The sequence below is a fragment of the Tenacibaculum sp. Mcav3-52 genome, assembly GCF_022347665.1.
GTDB lineage: Bacteria > Bacteroidota > Bacteroidia > Flavobacteriales > Flavobacteriaceae > Polaribacter > Polaribacter mesophilus.
The window spans coordinates 59,593-75,399 of record NZ_JAKRGE010000001.1; the positions used below are offsets into that span (position 1 = coordinate 59,593).

19 protein-coding genes are annotated in these 15,807 nt (G+C 30.4%); all 19 read right to left on the reverse strand.

From position 1 onward, the window contains the following. Window positions 1–2: 2 nt before the first annotated feature. Entirely contained in the window at window positions 3–698 is a 696-nt protein-coding gene (folE, locus tag MHM83_RS00245; RefSeq protein ID WP_047790030.1) for a GTP cyclohydrolase I FolE, read from the reverse strand. Then, complete coding sequence (locus MHM83_RS00250) at window positions 661–1,077, reverse strand: 6-pyruvoyl trahydropterin synthase family protein (protein ID WP_047790029.1); 417 nt, start codon at window positions 1,075–1,077, stop codon at window positions 661–663. The genes folE and MHM83_RS00250 overlap by 38 nt, the downstream gene beginning before the upstream one ends. Continuing rightward, window positions 1,078–1,344 (reverse strand): TIGR03643 family protein, encoded by a 267-nt coding sequence (locus MHM83_RS00255; protein ID WP_159614246.1) that lies wholly within the window; start codon window positions 1,342–1,344, stop codon window positions 1,078–1,080. It abuts the gene before it with no gap. After that, window positions 1,341–1,760 (reverse strand): hypothetical protein, encoded by a 420-nt coding sequence (locus MHM83_RS00260; protein WP_239178093.1) that lies wholly within the window; start codon window positions 1,758–1,760, stop codon window positions 1,341–1,343. Before MHM83_RS00260 ends, MHM83_RS00255 begins: the two co-directional genes overlap by 4 nt. Window positions 1,761–1,764: 4 nt before the next feature. Beyond that, the gene (locus tag MHM83_RS00265; protein WP_239178094.1) at window positions 1,765–3,228 is read right to left on the reverse strand and encodes a cryptochrome/deoxyribodipyrimidine photo-lyase family protein; all 1,464 of its coding nucleotides are present in this window, start codon (window positions 3,226–3,228) and stop codon (window positions 1,765–1,767) included. Between the two features lie 69 nt (window positions 3,229–3,297). Then, on the reverse strand, window positions 3,298–4,830 hold the full coding sequence (locus MHM83_RS00270; RefSeq protein ID WP_239178095.1) for a cryptochrome/photolyase family protein: 1,533 nt from the start codon (window positions 4,828–4,830) through the stop codon (window positions 3,298–3,300). Further along, complete coding sequence (locus tag MHM83_RS00275; RefSeq protein ID WP_173358843.1) at window positions 4,830–6,119, reverse strand: DASH family cryptochrome; 1,290 nt, start codon at window positions 6,117–6,119, stop codon at window positions 4,830–4,832. Before MHM83_RS00275 ends, MHM83_RS00270 begins: the two co-directional genes overlap by 1 nt. After that, entirely contained in the window at window positions 6,086–6,229 is a 144-nt protein-coding gene (locus MHM83_RS00280; RefSeq protein WP_073182036.1) for a DUF2256 domain-containing protein, read from the reverse strand. Before MHM83_RS00280 ends, MHM83_RS00275 begins: the two co-directional genes overlap by 34 nt. Before the next feature lie 11 nt (window positions 6,230–6,240). Continuing rightward, on the reverse strand, window positions 6,241–7,653 hold the full coding sequence (locus MHM83_RS00285; RefSeq protein WP_047790023.1) for an SDR family oxidoreductase: 1,413 nt from the start codon (window positions 7,651–7,653) through the stop codon (window positions 6,241–6,243). Between the two features lie 2 nt (window positions 7,654–7,655). Then, complete coding sequence (locus tag MHM83_RS00290; RefSeq protein WP_231128376.1) at window positions 7,656–8,210, reverse strand: flavin reductase family protein; 555 nt, start codon at window positions 8,208–8,210, stop codon at window positions 7,656–7,658. 56 nt (window positions 8,211–8,266) lie between these two features. Then, complete coding sequence (locus tag MHM83_RS00295; RefSeq protein WP_239178096.1) at window positions 8,267–9,577, reverse strand: ABC1 kinase family protein; 1,311 nt, start codon at window positions 9,575–9,577, stop codon at window positions 8,267–8,269. Next, window positions 9,574–10,227, reverse strand: a complete 654-nt coding sequence (locus MHM83_RS00300; RefSeq protein ID WP_047790020.1) for a TetR family transcriptional regulator C-terminal domain-containing protein — start codon at window positions 10,225–10,227, stop codon at window positions 9,574–9,576. The genes MHM83_RS00295 and MHM83_RS00300 overlap by 4 nt, the downstream gene beginning before the upstream one ends. Before the next feature lie 3 nt (window positions 10,228–10,230). Further along, window positions 10,231–10,704, reverse strand: a complete 474-nt coding sequence (locus MHM83_RS00305; protein ID WP_173358848.1) for a TspO/MBR family protein — start codon at window positions 10,702–10,704, stop codon at window positions 10,231–10,233. Next, window positions 10,691–11,392, reverse strand: coding sequence for a lycopene cyclase domain-containing protein (locus tag MHM83_RS16195; protein WP_239178097.1), 702 nt, complete (start codon window positions 11,390–11,392; stop codon window positions 10,691–10,693). Before MHM83_RS16195 ends, MHM83_RS00305 begins: the two co-directional genes overlap by 14 nt. Further along, window positions 11,389–11,844, reverse strand: coding sequence for a sterol desaturase family protein (locus tag MHM83_RS00315; protein WP_172644857.1), 456 nt, complete (start codon window positions 11,842–11,844; stop codon window positions 11,389–11,391). The genes MHM83_RS16195 and MHM83_RS00315 overlap by 4 nt, the downstream gene beginning before the upstream one ends. After that, entirely contained in the window at window positions 11,841–12,287 is a 447-nt protein-coding gene (locus MHM83_RS00320; RefSeq protein ID WP_239178098.1) for a hypothetical protein, read from the reverse strand. The genes MHM83_RS00315 and MHM83_RS00320 overlap by 4 nt, the downstream gene beginning before the upstream one ends. After that, window positions 12,284–13,126: a phytoene/squalene synthase family protein gene (locus MHM83_RS00325; RefSeq protein WP_047790016.1), complete on the reverse strand. Its 843-nt coding sequence runs from the start codon at window positions 13,124–13,126 to the stop codon at window positions 12,284–12,286. The genes MHM83_RS00320 and MHM83_RS00325 overlap by 4 nt, the downstream gene beginning before the upstream one ends. After that, a complete protein-coding gene (locus MHM83_RS00330) occupies window positions 13,110–14,591 on the reverse strand; it encodes a phytoene desaturase family protein (RefSeq protein WP_167713002.1) in 1,482 nt (493 codons plus the stop codon). Before MHM83_RS00330 ends, MHM83_RS00325 begins: the two co-directional genes overlap by 17 nt. A gap of 74 nt (window positions 14,592–14,665) precedes the next feature. Continuing rightward, complete coding sequence (locus MHM83_RS00335; protein WP_047790014.1) at window positions 14,666–15,622, reverse strand: fasciclin domain-containing protein; 957 nt, start codon at window positions 15,620–15,622, stop codon at window positions 14,666–14,668. Window positions 15,623–15,807: the final 185 nt, after the last annotated feature.

The following is a 15,807-nucleotide window of genomic DNA, read 5'->3' on the forward strand; positions in this document are numbered from 1 at the left end:
ACTCATTTTAAATAATTTTGAAGTTCAACAATTTTTTCTGAGGTATTAAAAATGCCTCCATAAAAACAGGTAACTGTTGATGACGAATCATCTTTAACTCCTCTAGAAGAAACACATAAATGCTTTGCATCTATAATTACAGCTACGTCTTCTGTTTGTAATATCTCTTGTAAATCTCTGGCTATTTGATTAGTTAAGCGTTCTTGTACTTGGGGTCTTTTAGCATAAAACTGAACAATTCTGTTTAATTTTGATAAGCCTATAACTTTTCCTGATGAAACATAAGCCACATGTGCTTTTCCTATTATTGGTACAAAATGATGTTCGCAATTAGAATAAAACTGTATGTCTTTTTCTACCAACATTTGGTTATATTGGTACCTATTTTCAAACAATGCTATTTTAGGCTTATTGGCTGGATTTAAACCTGAAAAAATTTCATCTATATACATTTTAGCTACTCTTTGTGGAGTACCTTTAAGAGAGTCATTATTTAAATCAAGCCCAATAGTTTGCATTATTTCTGAAAATAATTGTGCTATTTTTTCTTTTTTTTCCTCATCAGAAATTAAAAAAGCATCTTCTACCATAGGCGTTTCAATTCCTGTATAAATATGATCATCTCCAATTTCTTCAACCGATAAGTTCTTTATATTATCGCTAACAGGGGTATTCAACAAAGTTTCTAGGTGTTTCATAAAGTTTTATTTTAATTTCTAAATGATTATTTATCACTAACCTTAGTTTGTTATAAATTACAATTGCTATATTTTCTACTGTTGGATTGAGTGTTTTAAATTCTTCTACTTCTTTATTTAAGTTTTTATGATCTAAACAATCTATTATTTCTTTTTGTATATGGTTAGATAAAACTTTTGTATCAATTACATATCCTGTGTTTTCATCTACTTCTCCTACAATAGTTACTTCTAACTCATAATTATGGCCATGAAAATTTGGATTATTACATTTGCCAAAAACTTCTTTGTTTTTTGCTTCAGACCATTTCGTATTATGCAACCTGTGGGCTGCATTAAAATGTTCTTTTCTCGTAATAGCCACTTTTGCTTGCTTCATTTATCGTTTTGCTATTTTATTATTACTTATACTTCTTTGTCTGGTACATTTAAACCTTCCTTTATTAAATATTCTTTTTGCTTGATGTTTTGTTCTTTTACCCTGTACTCTTTTCCTCCATAATTTAAAACTTGATGGTTTTAATTCTCTTCGCATTAAATTAATTACTTCTTGTTCTTTTAAGTCAAATTGAAGTTTTATAGCGTCAAAAGTTGTTCGATCTTCCCAAGCCATTTCAATAACTCTATCTATCTCTCTTAATGTCATAAAAAATAACTTTGTGTTGATGTCATTTTCAAATCCATCATTTTTTTTATAAATTTTTTATTCTGATTATATTTATTATCTTTTCTAAACCTAATAAAGTGGTTATCGGAATGAATACTAAAGAATTCATGATTAAAAACCACTATTTTATAAAAAGGTATTACCCAGCAAAAGCGTTGTAATTTATTAATTATGTAAACTATAATTCCTTTAGGACGTATTTCTATACTTCCATAATTTAAATCGCTAATTGTTGTTAAAATACTTTTAAAGCTTTCACTTACTCCTTCAACAATCATTCTACTTGAACCAACTCCTTTAATTTTTAAAGATTGTAAAAAAGACATAGGCTCTCCTACTAATTCATTGATTTTTAATACACTTTCTTTATTATTGTATGTTATATCAAACAACATTTTTTTATTTAACTACATGTTTGTTTAAAATTCTATAGCTTTCTTTTATCACCTCTGGATCTTTACGCATTTTCCAAATAGTATCTGAGGCACTTTTTCTAGTTACACCTATATCTACTATTGGTTTTGGGTAATCATTACCAAGAGTAAACCCATACATTTTTTGTTCTAAAGCTGTCATTTTGTATGGTTCGTGCTTAAACGCTAATGGTAATCCTTTAAGTTCTGGTATCCATTTTGAAATAAAAACTGCTTCAGGATCGTGCTCTAAACCATTTTTTACTGGGTTATAAATTCTAATCGTATTAATTCCAGTTTCTCCTGCCTGCATTTGCAACTGAGGAAAGTGAATTCCTGGTTCAAAATCTAAAAACAATTTTGATAAATATTTTGATGCTTCTTGCCATGGTTGCCAAAGATTATGTGTAAAAAAAGACACTAACATAGCTCGCATTCTAAAATTCAAATATCCTGTATGAATTAAACAACGCATACACGCATCAATAAATGGAATACCTGTTTTTCCGTTTCTCCATGCATATATGTATTTTTTAGTAATATTTTTCTTTAACTTATGAAACCCTTTATTGATACTTTCTTGCTCCATTATACATTCCATTTCGAATTTCTGGATGAAATGTGCCTGCCATTTAAGTCTTGAAATGAAAGCATCTATTGCTCTTTTATTTCTTGAACTAGAACGAATACTTATTGCTAACTGATACACCTCTCTTACTGAGATATTCCCCCAAGCAATATAAGGTGACAGCCTGCTGCAGCTCTCTCTTGCTTCTGTTGGCTTTGAAATATTTTTTGCATACCCCTCATACCTTTTGTTAAAAAAACTATGTAAATACTTAAGAGCCGTAGCTCGTCCTCCTTTTTGAAATAGCTTTTCTTCTTCTGTATCTAAATTTACAATTATCAAGTTTTTTGCTATTTCTTTTATTTCTGTTATTGTTACAAAAGAAACATTTGTTGAATCAAATATTATCTGACTTGATTTCATGTAGTTTTCCCAATCCTCTTTCCAACCTTCTCTGTTTTCTCGCCCCCTAAATACTCCATTATGAATATTTTCTTTCCATTCTATTACATTATTCTTACAAAACCTTTTAAAGGTTTTATCTCTATTATAAGTTGCAAGAATACCTGTTTCTATATGAGAGTAGACATCAGTAACATTTGACACCGACATTAAATACCTAAAAAAAGAAAGTACCTCTGAGTTTACTGTTAAAACCTGTGTATTATACAGCAACAACTCTTGGTTTATATCTCGTATAGATTCTTTAACAAAATCCCAATGTCTTTTAGAATAATGTTCGTCTTGTATAATGCTTTCTTCAAAAATATAAACAAATAATATTTTCTTACCTGAAGTTATTGCATTAAAAACAGCCTCGTTATCCTGCAACCGAAGATCTCTTTTAAACCAAACTACTGCTATTTCTCCTGTTATTTTCAATCCAATGTGCGCTTTGAATCAAAAATACAATTTTTGTTTAATTAATGAAAGAAATAATTAAACAAAAAGTTAATAGCTATTAATTTTTTGTTTAATTGTTTTTGCTTTTTCTAGAATTTCTGAGAAGTCTTTTGATATTTCCATTTTTTGCAATAAAGTATACATCATACGCATTCGGTGGTTATTTTTCAACTTCTCTTTATTTTTGTAAAGAAACTCCCAATACAAAGTATTATACGGGCACGAATCTTCTTCTGTTTTTGTTTTGTAATTATAAAAGCATTCTTTACAATAATTACTCATTTTATTAATATAACTTGCGCTAGATACATAAGGTTTTGTGGCCACTATCCCACCATCCGCGTACTGACTCATCCCTCTTGTATTTGGTAATTGCACCCACTCTACAGCATCTATATATACTCCTAAATACCAAGCATCTACCTCATCTGGATGAACCTCTAACAATAACGCTAGGTTACCTAAAATCATAAGACGCTGTATATGATGCGCGTATGCATTATTTAACGAGTTTTTTAACGATTGCTTCACACAATTCATTTTTGTTTTTCCTGTCCAAAAAAAATCTGGTAATGAAACTTTATTATTAAAAAAATTCTTTTTTTTAAAATCTTCTCCTAATTGCCAATAAACACCTCTCATATACTCTCTCCATCCTAATACTTGACGAATAAAGCCCTCTGCCTGAGAAACGGCTATTGAAGGTTTCTTATAAAACACATCAACAACCTTCTCTACAACTTCTCTCGGGGTTACTAATTTTAAATTAAGAGCAAATGATAATCGAGAATGAAACAGAAAATCTTGTGATGAATGCATTGCATCTTGATAATCTCCAAAAAACTCTAACAAATTGTCACAAAAAAAATCTAGTTGCTTTATTGCTTGTTCTCTATTTATTGGATAAGTAAAAGTTAATGTTTCTTCTCCAAATGTAACCACTTCTGCTTCATTAAGCTCTTTTAATAATGCTTTACAGTCAATATTAGTCTCATAAGGCAAAGGAACTAATTCATCTTGATTCCATTTTTTTCTGTTAGATGCATCATAATTCCATTTACCACCAACTGGTTCATTATTTTCTACAAGTATCTTATGCTTTTTCCTCATATAGCGATAAAAATCTTCCATAACTGTTTTCTTTCTACCTTCAGAAAACTCTTTTAACTCATTCCTTGTAGTGTAAAAATGTTCTGTATCATACGATTTAACTGGTATCTGTAAGCTCTTGAGTTCATTTTTAAATTGCACATCTAAACGAAACTCGTCAGGCAACTGATATTCAATTTTTGTAATTGAGTGTTTTTTTTGTAATACTTTAATATTTTTTATAAGATTGTGCGTGTTATGCGAATCTGATATTTTAAAATACTCTACTGCGTGACCTTTCTCTTCTAGTTTTTTAGCAAAACTCCTCATTGCTAAGAAAAACCCTACAACTTTTTGTATATGATGTTTTACATACTCCGTTTCTTGCTTCATTTCAAACATAGCATACACTACTTTTTTGTTTTTTTGCTTAAACCAGCTATGAGATTCGTTTAACTGATCACCTAAAAGCACTCTAAGTATTACGTCCATTACTTATCAATCCATTTAGCTCTAAATTCCCCATACTTATCATATGTATTAGCTTGCCATTCTATATCAAACTTTTTACTCTCAGAACTATTTCCTACTCCTGCTATATACATCCAGTTACCATAATTACTGTGCGGATCATAATCTACTAACAAAGATTCAAAGTAGGCTGCCCCAATCCTCCAATCTTGCTGTAAGTTATGTACAAAATAAGATGCTACGTTTTGCCTTCCTCTATTACTCATCCAACCTGTTTTTCTTAACTCTATCATATTAGCGTTTACAAAATCGGATGTAGTATTACCTAAAACCCAATTTTTTATCACCTTATTATCATGAATACTTAGTATCGTTTTTTTCTGAATACCCCCTAATTTGAAGAAGTTATTTTTGTGATAACGAACTGCATGTTTAAAGAACTCTCTCCATAACAACTCAAAATACACCCAATATGTTGATGAATTTGCCTCATATTCGTCTTCAAATCTCTTTAGTTCTTTATAAATTGTTTTTACACTAATAGATCCATTAGATAACCAAGGTGAAAATTTTGTACTACAATTTATTCCTAATAAATTATTTCGTGTTTTCTTGTAGTCAATCACTTTTTTTGTTTCAAAAAAATAACTTTTCAACCTTACTAATGCTTGCTTTTCTCCTCCTTTAAAAGGAAAAGAATTTCCTAAAAATTTTTCTGCACGAGAACAGTTTGGTATTTCAAAAAATGCCTGAGAATATATATCCTGATAGGGTAAATGATAATTTAACTCTGTGTCTATATCTAATTTTTTTTCAACTTTATTTCTAAAAGATGAAAAAGACAACGGGTATTTTTTGTTAAATAACGTATCTATTTGATGTGGCTCATACAAATATTGATTTGTTACCCTTATCTTTTTTACCTTACTACCAACTACTTTTCTTACTCTCTTTTCTATATCTTTTTCATCACTAGTTTCATCTTCTTGATAAACTAGCGTAGTAATTAAGAAATCGTTTTGAATCTCTCTAACAACGGTTTCTGTTTTTTTTAACCCTACATAAAAAGGTATATTATATTTAGCTAAACTCTCCTTTAATTCTTTTAATGTTTCAATTAAAAAACAAAGACGGAATTTTCCTGTTCTCTCAAAAGAATATTGACGTTTAAAAAACACAGGATCAAACGCATAAAAAGCCACCAAATAACGTTTAGTCGCTATTGCTTCTTTTAACAGTTTGTTATCAAAAACTCTTAAATCATTTCTAAACCAAATTAAGGTGCATTCTTGTTTTTGTTTTTCCTGCATTTTTTACTACAGTATTTTACTTCACTCCAACTAGCTTCCCATTTCTTCCTCCATGAAAAAGAAAGCCCACAAACTTTACAAATTTTGGTTGGTAAGTGCTGTTTTTTCAATTTTAAACAAATTATTTTGACAAAAAATTAATGAGTTGCTTAAATATAAGTCCATGAAACGGTAAAACAGCAAACCAATAAACTCTACCCCATATTCCTTTAGGTCTGAATACTGCTTTTTGATAAAGTAAGCCGTCTTTAATAACATACTCTAACCATGCCTCTCCTGGTAGTTTCATTTCTGCAAAGAGCAATAAACGTTTATTATCTTTATCCGCTAATAACACACGCCAAAAGTCAAGCGCATCTCCTGGCTCTAACTCAGTCGGATCTCTTCTACCTCTACGCAGCCCAACACCTCCAAAAACTTGATCTATAAAACCTCTTACTTTCCATAAAAAAGTAAATTTATACCAACCTCGCTTACCTCCTATTTCCCATATTTTCTTAAGTGTTATGTTTTCATCTGAAACTTTTCTGATTCTTTCATCAATAAAGCACCCATACTTGGGAAGGTTTATGTATTGAAAATATTCTTTTCTAAAAACACCACTTACCTTAGCATCTTTCCAACTTGATATAACGGAATTTTGCGCTATTTTAACAAAAGCTTTTTTTACCGCCTGTTTATAAGTAATAGGTGTTACTTCAATTATTTCATTAATATTGCTTTTACTCCCTATAACCTCAACGGTCATACTATCTACGAGTGATTTTGCCAAATTAAACGAAGTTGAGGTAACAAAGTACAACCAATAAGATGATAGCTTTGGTGATAAAAATGGCACTGTGAATATAATTCTATTTAACTTTCTTACCTCAGCAAACTGTAATAACATTTCTTTATATGTGAGAATTTCTGGACCATAGATATCAAATGATTTATCGTACACTCTCTCTTCTAATAACGATTTTGTTAAGTATGTTAAAACATCTCTTATTGCAATAGGCTGTGTTTTTGTATACAACCATTTTGGAGTTACCATTACAGGAAGTTTTTCTACAAGGTCTCTTATAATTTCAAATGACGCACTACCACTTCCTACTATTATTCCTGCTCTAAAAGTTGTTACTGCATACGTTTTTGATTGTAGTATTTTTTCTACCTCATATCTCGATTTTAAATGCTTTGACAATGAATTATCGTTTACAATACCACTCAAATACACAACCTGCTTACACATAGTTTTTTCTAATAGACTCTTAAAATTATTTGCACAATCCGATTCTAACTTAGAGAAGTCACTACTACTTGTAGACATAGAGTGTATCAAATAATAAGCTGCATCAATATTTTTAGGCAGCTCTTTTTTAGGCTTTAAGAAATCTATTTCTAGAAAAGATATTTGTGTATTATCTTTAAATTCTAATGGAATTCTACGTACATCTCTAACACAGCATACAAGTTCATGCTGTTCTGATAACAGCATAGGTATTAATCTTTTACCTATATAACCCGTTGTTCCTGTGATTAGAATCCTCATTATTATTTTGGTCTTTGATAAGACAGTCTTTTATAATTCTCTGCTACCATATAGGTATCCAACCCATTAATTGCAGCTACTTTTTCTTTTGATAAGTTTAAAAAACCATCTTCTGAAAGCATAGAGTCCTTAAAATACAAATCAGTAACTTCTCCTAACACTAAAATAGTTCCATTAACTTTTATATAATGCTCTTCTAAAAACTTCATTCCTATTTGTAAGGGTGATTCCGCAACAAAAGGAGCATAAAAACCATTCTTAAACTCTTCTGACAATGTTGTTTTATCAAATTCTGAAATCTCTGACGGGTATTTAGCAGAAGTATGATGTGCCTCCTCAATCATTACTTCATTAATAGCATTAATAGTATAATACCCTGTTTCTTTTATATTGTTATACGTATTCCTAACAACGGTTGTGGGACGTAATACAAACCCTAAAATTGCTGGACTTGAACCATAATGCACCACCGAACTAAAAACTGCAACATTGGTTATATTATCAGTTGATTTTGTTGCAATAAGGTTTGCTGGTTTATAACCAGAAATACTGTTCATCAAGTTTATTTTATACAGATGAGGAAACTCGTCTATTTGCTGACGTGTAATATGCATTATATCGTATTAAAATTATTAATTTTTACCTTGTTTGCTTTTAAATCGTGCATTAGGTTATATAAACCAAAAAATGTTCGATTAATGTAAATGAAGTGTTTTGATCCTCTATTTCCGTTCATCTTTTTAAGCTCGGTACTCTTGGCATATTTCTGACCTAAATCTGCTATTTTCCCGAAGAACTCCTCATCTGAAAAATCAAATTCTTCTTGCTGAAAAGGTTGTGTAAAGAGTGATAACATTTCATAAAACAATGCTTTAAAAAAGGTTATTTCTTCTGGTGTATCATCTTTTCTCAAGATTTCTAACTCATAGAGTTTACTTTCAAAAAAAGCTGGATTATCTATATTTTCTCTTTTTGCTAGTTCGAAATAAGGCAAATAAAAACTTTCAGGAACTTCTTTCATACATCCAAAATCGATAACAATCAATTCATTTGATTTAGACACTAAAAAATTCCCTGGATGCGGATCTGCATGTACCTTTTTTAGCTTGTGCATTTGATACATGTAAAAGTCCCACAAAGCTTGCCCTAGTTTATTTGCAACATCTTCTGGTTGCTCATTTTTAGTAAACTCTGACAGGTGAACTCCATCCATCCAATCCATCGTTAAAATTCTATCTGATGACAAATCTGGATAGTATTTTGGAAATTTTAAGTTTGGAATATGTTTACAGGCATGAGCAATTTCATTACTCTGCGCAAGTTCTAATTCGTAATTAGTTTCTTCCAAGAGCTTTTCTTCAACTTCTTTAAAATATTCATCTGAACCTTCTCCTTTAATGTTAAACATTTTCATCGCAATAGGTTTCACCAATGCTAAATCGGTTGAAATACTATCAGCAACCCCTGGATATTGAATTTTTACAGCTAGTTCTTTTCCATCTTTAGTGGCTTTATGAACTTGTCCTATACTTGCTGCATTTACTGATTCTGCTGTAAACGTATCAAAAACTTCGTTTGGTGTTTTACTGAAGTATTTTTTAAACGTTTTGATTACTAAAGGTCCTGATAATGGTGGAACTGAAAATTGTGATAATGAAAATTTTTCTACGTAAGCATTGGGCAAAATATTTTTTTCCATGCTTAGCATTTGTGCTACTTTTAATGCTGACCCTTTTAGTTCTTTTAATCCATCGTAAATATCAGCAGCATTATCTTCATTAAGTTGCTTTTTAGCTTCCTCTTCTGATTTAGTGATTTTATTGCCGTAGTACTTGGCATAATTTACACCAACTTTCACTCCTGTTGAAACCAACTTGGTAGCTCGTTCTATTTTTGACGTAGGTATTCTGTTTAAGGTTTTCATGTCATTGGTGATTTTTCCTTCCACAAAAATTTCGCTAAATCAATCACACTTTTTACAGGTGCTATTTGTTGAATATCAAAACTTGCCTTTACTGATTTTTCTATAAATAAATCTGTTTTCTCAAAGTTTGATGACTCATCTTCTATCCAAAACTTTAAAATAAGCAATAGCTGCATCCAATACCCCTCTGCAATAGTTTTATCTTGAATTTTGTTGATTTTATCATTTTTAAAATCAATTTTTTCAAGGCTTATTTCATTTACAAAATGAATAAACTCTGTACGCAGTTCTTGCAATACTTTTAATTTCGAAAAATCTGTTTTTATCCTTTTTAACTGCGCCAATACATACGATCTATTTATTGTTAATAATTCAAAAAAGGTAAAATAGAAACTCAATAGTTTATCTTTTGGCAAATAGTCTTTATAAGCTTCTGTTTTGTGTAGTAAATGAATGGTTTCTTTAGCGAAAATTCCGAAAACAGCTTTTTCTAAGCTTTCAAAGCTTGAAAAGTGTTTATAAAATTCCGCTTCTTCAAAGTTATTTTCTTTCGCAAAAGAAAATATTGAATTCGGTTGACCTGATAATAGTACCGTATTCATATACCATTCTATTATTTTTTCTTGTGTTATGTTCTTTTTTTTGGCCATAGTTTAATTATTTAATACAATATATGCGTTGAGACTAGTTGCAATCGTCATCCATATTAAATATGGAAGTATAAATAGAGTATACCACCTTACTTTTTTTAAATACTCAAAAGTGAAATACCCAATAAGTAGCCATAATAAAGCGATTACAACCAAGCCTAATTTTGTTAAATGTTGATTAAAGAAAATATAGTTCCAGCTTACGTTTAAAATCCACTGATCTACATATAAAATGAGTACCTTTTTGTTTAAAAATTCATGCTGAAAACTCACTTTTGTCATGTATAAAGAAAACAATACCATAATGATTGTCCAAGCTACTCCAAAAACCCAGCCTGCTGGTGTCCATGGAGCTTTATTTAAAGACAAGTACCAATCTGTTCTTGGTCCTTCATTCATTAACCAAACACCAATACCTAAGGCTGAAAGGTTAGCTATTAAGAATATTAAAAAACGTATGTATTTATTTTCTTTCAAGTTTTCTGTTTTTTAAGAAATTAAAAATTAACTGTACTGAAAATAACATTGTAAATGCATAAAAAGCATCTTCTATAGGTATCGTAAAAATTCTAAAATCTAAATTCTCTGCGTTATTGTACCAAACTACCGGTTCTTCTATAAAGCTTCCTGTTAAAATTCCATTGACTAGTAGAAAAGGAATTAATATTACCAAGAAGCTAGGGTAGTATTCTTGCAATGTATTTAAATGATTCTTTAGCGCATAACCTAACAAAAGTAAAAACAGCACAAAATTTACTGTGGTATACCACTTTCCGAAGTTAAAAATCAACAATAAACTCACTAAAACAATGAGGAAAAAGCTTATGATTACTGTCGCAGATTTTGACATTTTAAACTTTGGAAATAAAAACTTCAACGCTTCATGTGTAAACAAACATGCATAGGGTATACAGAAAAAAAACATCCATTCTTCTATTGGCATATTCAGCAGTTTTAGCGATAAATGATAATCTGGATTAAATCCCCATACTCCCATTTGCGTAAACCAACTGTCCCAGATTAAAAAAAACAAGGCGACTAACAAAATACTAAGCGCTGCTTGTTTGAAATATTGTATAAAGTGTAGTTTTTTTTCAAAAACACTATACAATAGCGGAATACTTAAACTGCCTAGATTTAATATTAGATATAAATACTGACTCACTGTCTTTTATTAAAATATTTAAAGGGCACAAACAACATACCGAAACATTCTCCGTCGTGTTTCCCCAAATGTTTATGATGAATTTTATGTGCTTTTCGCAATCCTTTTAAGTATTGATTGTTTGTTTTGTCGAACCACTTGAACCTTCTGTGAATTAACACATCATGCACCAAGAAATAAGCAATACCATAAAATAATATTCCCAGACCTATGAAAAACAAAAAGTTTAACTCTGGTCGAATTCCGAAGTAAAATAATAACATACTAGGTATTGCAAAGACAACAAAAAAAGCATCGTTTTTTTCAAAAACATGCGGATACCCTGGTTGATGATGATCTTCATGTAAGTACCAACCAAACCCATGCATCACATATTTATGCGTGCACCAAGTAACCCCCTCCATAACAATAAACGTTAGTGTAGTTACTGCTATGTAAATTACTATATTCATAATGATGTATTGTTAATTATATATGTATGTAAATAACTTACACTGTCTTTTTTTTGAAGCACTTCTTTTAAAAACTGCTTGTCTTTTTTAATAGAAGATGTATATCCTAAAACACTTGGTGTATTTTCTTGTATTATTAACCTTAGATACCTTAGGTGAACATTATTAGGATTCTTTAAAATCAACTCTTCTAATTTGTTTTTATTTATGTTAAAAACTTTTAGTTTACTCCAAGGCATTATTTTATATTTTGCCTGTTTCATTTCAAGAGAAATTATATAGCCTTGAATACTCACTTCTTTACTATTTTTATAATTGGCTATATAGGCTAACTCAGCTTCTTTTGTAACTAATTCATGGTATTTTTTAACATGATTAGGTGCATTATTGAAGCTTATTATCGACATAAATAACAGTACTCCTAAGATACCACTTTTTATCATAAAAAGTTTAATTTATACCTTACATAACTTCTTGCTAGAAGATTAATTTTCATCGGGTTTGAAATTCGAATCCTTGTGTCCATGATTTTTGTTGAAGGTGTGTTTTTTAGCTTTTTTAATAGTTTTTTGTAATACCTGTATGCCATATATACTCCAAATTTTGCTTCAACAGGCAACTTTAAAATTCCGTTTTTATAAGCAACATCAAAATCATCTTCTATTTCTTTAATAATTGCATTTTTTCCTTCTGTACTTAAATCTCCAAAATTGATATTTGGAAAGTAAGACCTATTCAATTCGTTAAAATCTTCTTTTAAGTCTCTTAAAAAATTTACTTTTTGAAACGCTGACCCTAAACGCATTGCAGGCTCTTTTAGCTCCTCATATTTTTGCTGATTCCCATTTACAAAAACCTTTAAACACATTAACCCTACAACATCAGCAGAACCATATATATATTCATTATACTCTTCTGTAGTTGTATATGCTGTTTTATACAAATCTGCTTTCATACTTTTTAAAAAAGCCTGAACCTGCTCATCAGAAATTTTGTACTTATTTACAGTATGTATAAACGAGTTTAAAATAGGGTTTAAACTAATTCCTCTATTTTTAGATTCGTAATAATCTCTTTCGAACTTTAATAATAATTGTTTCTTATCGTACTGATGAAAAGAATCTACTATTTCATCCGCAAAGCGTACAAAACCATAAATATTATAAATATCTGTACGTATTTTTGGTGATAACATCTTCGTAGCTAACGAAAATGAGGTGCTGTATTTTTGAGTTACTAACTTACTACATGCATAAGAAACCTCATCAAATAATTGTTTCATCTTTATACGTTTTTAAAATTAAATCTGAAGCTATTTTTCCTGAAATTAAAGACGGAGGAACTCCTGGTCCTGGTACCGTTAATTGTCCTGTAAAAAATAAATTCTCTACTTTTTTACTTTTTATTTTTGGTCTTAAAAATGCTGTTTGTGTTAAAATATTTGCCAAACCGTAGGCATTTCCTTTATACGAATTATATTCCTTAATAAAATCATTTACACAAAAGCTTTCTTTAAACAACACATGTTTTTTTACTGATTGATTTGTTAGTCTTTCTAGCCTCTCTATTATAATATTAAAATAACGTTCTCTTAGCTCCGGAGTATCTTCTATACCAGGCGCCAATGGAATTAAAAAAGTAGCAGCCTCTTTTCCTTTAGGCGCAAAAGAACCATCTGTAATTGAGGGAAAGCTAGCATAAAACAATGGTTCTTTTGGCCAACAAGGAACATCATATATTGTTTTCGCATGCGCATCAAAATCTGTATCAAAAAACAAGGTATGATGACATACATTTTTTAACTTCTTGTCAAACCCTACATAAAAAAGCAAAGATGAAGGCGCAAATGTTTTTTTATCCCAATAACTTTCTGAATATTGCCTTAAATATTTAGGCAGTAAAGTTTCAGTATGATGATAATCTGCTCCACTTAACACTACATCAGATTTCATTAATTTTCCATCTACCGCAACCCCAACTGCTTCACCTTTATCGTTTACTACAATTTCTTCAACATTTACATTGGTTTGAAATTTCACACCTAAGCTCGATGCTAGTGTAGTCATAGCCTCAATTACTTTATACATCCCTCCTTTTGGGTGCCATGTACCTAAGCCAAAATCAGCATAATTCATAAAATTATAAAACGCTGGAGTGTTACTTGGTTTTGCCCCCAGAAACAACACTGGAAATTCTAAAATTTGAATTAGTTTTTTACTTTTAATTTTCTTTCTTACCTCATGTCTGATAGTAGAAAAAAACTGAAATATCTTCCCCATAGTAACTGGAGTTACCAATTCTAAGGGAGAAACTCCTGGCTTATAAACTAAATCATTTATAGAAACATCATAATTATATTTTGCTGATTTTAAAAAAGACTTCAGGTGTTTTGAACTTCCTTTTTCTTCTTTTTCAAAAACCTCATAAATCTCCTCTAATGTTCCTGGAATTACTATTGAATCTTTTTCTCCAAAGTATACTTCATAAGCAGGGTTTAATCTTTCTAACTCATAGTAATCTGAAGGTTTCTTTTCAAAGTCTGCAAAAAACTTTTCAAAAACATCTGGCATCCAATACCATGTAGGCCCTATATCAAAAGTAAAACCTTCTCTTAATAACTGCCTTGCTCTACCACCAATTGTGGCATTTTTTTCCAAGATTACCACTTTATATCCAGCTTTTGCTAAATAGCAAGAAGCTGATAAAGAAGAGAAACCTGAGCCTATTATATATACTTTTTTTTTCAAATTATTTCTTATAAAGATAATTAAAATTAATTGCGAACAAAAAAATCGCTCGCAATCAATACATTAAATTAAGTTTATGGTAAAAGAACACTATCTACTACATGAACCACACCATTTGTTCCTTGTACATCTGTCAATGAAATTACAACAGATTGTCCTGAACTTGTTTCTAATTTTGCTCCATTTGATAAATCAACAGTCACTATACTTCCATCAAACATTGTGATTTCTTGATTATCACTTAATTCATCTGATTGCACATTTCCTCCAGCAAATACATGATATTTTAACACTGCCTCTAATGTTGCGATTGGAATATCTGCTAACGAGTTCCAAGAATCGTTACTATCTAATAACGCTTGAAATGCATCATTTGTTGGAGCGAATATTGTATAAGGTCCTTCTTGACTTAACAAAGAAACAAAATCAGTAGTATGACGGCCATCTGTTAAAGCTGCAACCAAAGAGGTAAAACTACTATTATTCAACGCTAAGGTTACTACATTAGCTGGCAACATTACCTTATCAATTGTGTGTATAACTCCATTTGAAGCCATAATATCTGTAGCAATTGGCTTTGAATCTCCATTAAACTCTACTGCTCCATCAACTTCCACTTGCAATGACAACATTTCATCGTTTGGACCTGTTGACAATGTATTTACGTAGGTATTGGATAAATCAGCTGCCTTTACTTCTCCACTTATTACATGAAACAACAATACTGACTTTAGTGTTTCTACCGGAATATCATCTAAAGTACTCCACGAATCATTGCTATCCAATAAGTTTTGAAATGCTGTATTTGTAGGTGCTAGAACCGTAAAAGCTCCATCAACTTCCAAAGCCGATACTAAATCTGCTTTTTGTAAAGCAGACACAAGAATACTTAAATTTGCATCTGCAACTGCTGTATCAACTATATTTTTCTGCTTTTCTACCACAGGATCATCATCACTACATGACGTCAAAAGATTAAAACTTAAAAAAAGTCCTAAAAAAAATACCAATGTTAATTTTTTTGATTTCATAATTACACTCTTTAGATTAATTGCATACTCTTTTATTTTTTTAAGTCTGTTTTTCAGCTACCGCAGACTTTGTTTATCTTAAAACAAAAAACATTAAACAAAAATAGTTTTTGCCAAAAAAATGTGCTTTAATTTTAAAACACACTTCAAAGTTACTTATTTTGTTTAACAAAAACAAAAAAAAG

Bases quoted from the DNA above. Each gene is read 5' to 3' on its own strand.
- folE (WP_047790030.1), bottom strand. From the start codon at position 698: ATGAAACACCTAGAAACTTTGTTGAATACCCCTGTTAGCGATAATATA.
- MHM83_RS00250 (WP_047790029.1), bottom strand. From the start codon at position 1,077: ATGAAGCAAGCAAAAGTGGCTATTACGAGAAAAGAACATTTTAATGCA.
- MHM83_RS00255 (WP_159614246.1), bottom strand. From the start codon at position 1,344: ATGACATTAAGAGAGATAGATAGAGTTATTGAAATGGCTTGGGAAGAT.
- MHM83_RS00260 (WP_239178093.1), bottom strand. From the start codon at position 1,760: ATGTTGTTTGATATAACATACAATAATAAAGAAAGTGTATTAAAAATC.
- MHM83_RS00270 (WP_239178095.1), bottom strand. From the start codon at position 4,830: ATGGACGTAATACTTAGAGTGCTTTTAGGTGATCAGTTAAACGAATCT.
- MHM83_RS00275 (WP_173358843.1), bottom strand. From the start codon at position 6,119: ATGCAGGAAAAACAAAAACAAGAATGCACCTTAATTTGGTTTAGAAAT.
- MHM83_RS00285 (WP_047790023.1), bottom strand. From the start codon at position 7,653: ATGAGGATTCTAATCACAGGAACAACGGGTTATATAGGTAAAAGATTA.
- MHM83_RS00290 (WP_231128376.1), bottom strand. From the start codon at position 8,210: ATGAACAGTATTTCTGGTTATAAACCAGCAAACCTTATTGCAACAAAA.
- MHM83_RS00295 (WP_239178096.1), bottom strand. From the start codon at position 9,577: ATGAAAACCTTAAACAGAATACCTACGTCAAAAATAGAACGAGCTACC.
- MHM83_RS00300 (WP_047790020.1), bottom strand. From the start codon at position 10,227: ATGGCCAAAAAAAAGAACATAACACAAGAAAAAATAATAGAATGGTAT.
- MHM83_RS00315 (WP_172644857.1), bottom strand. From the start codon at position 11,844: ATGAATATAGTAATTTACATAGCAGTAACTACACTAACGTTTATTGTT.
- MHM83_RS00320 (WP_239178098.1), bottom strand. From the start codon at position 12,287: ATGATAAAAAGTGGTATCTTAGGAGTACTGTTATTTATGTCGATAATA.
- MHM83_RS00325 (WP_047790016.1), bottom strand. From the start codon at position 13,126: ATGAAACAATTATTTGATGAGGTTTCTTATGCATGTAGTAAGTTAGTA.
- MHM83_RS00335 (WP_047790014.1), bottom strand. From the start codon at position 15,622: ATGAAATCAAAAAAATTAACATTGGTATTTTTTTTAGGACTTTTTTTA.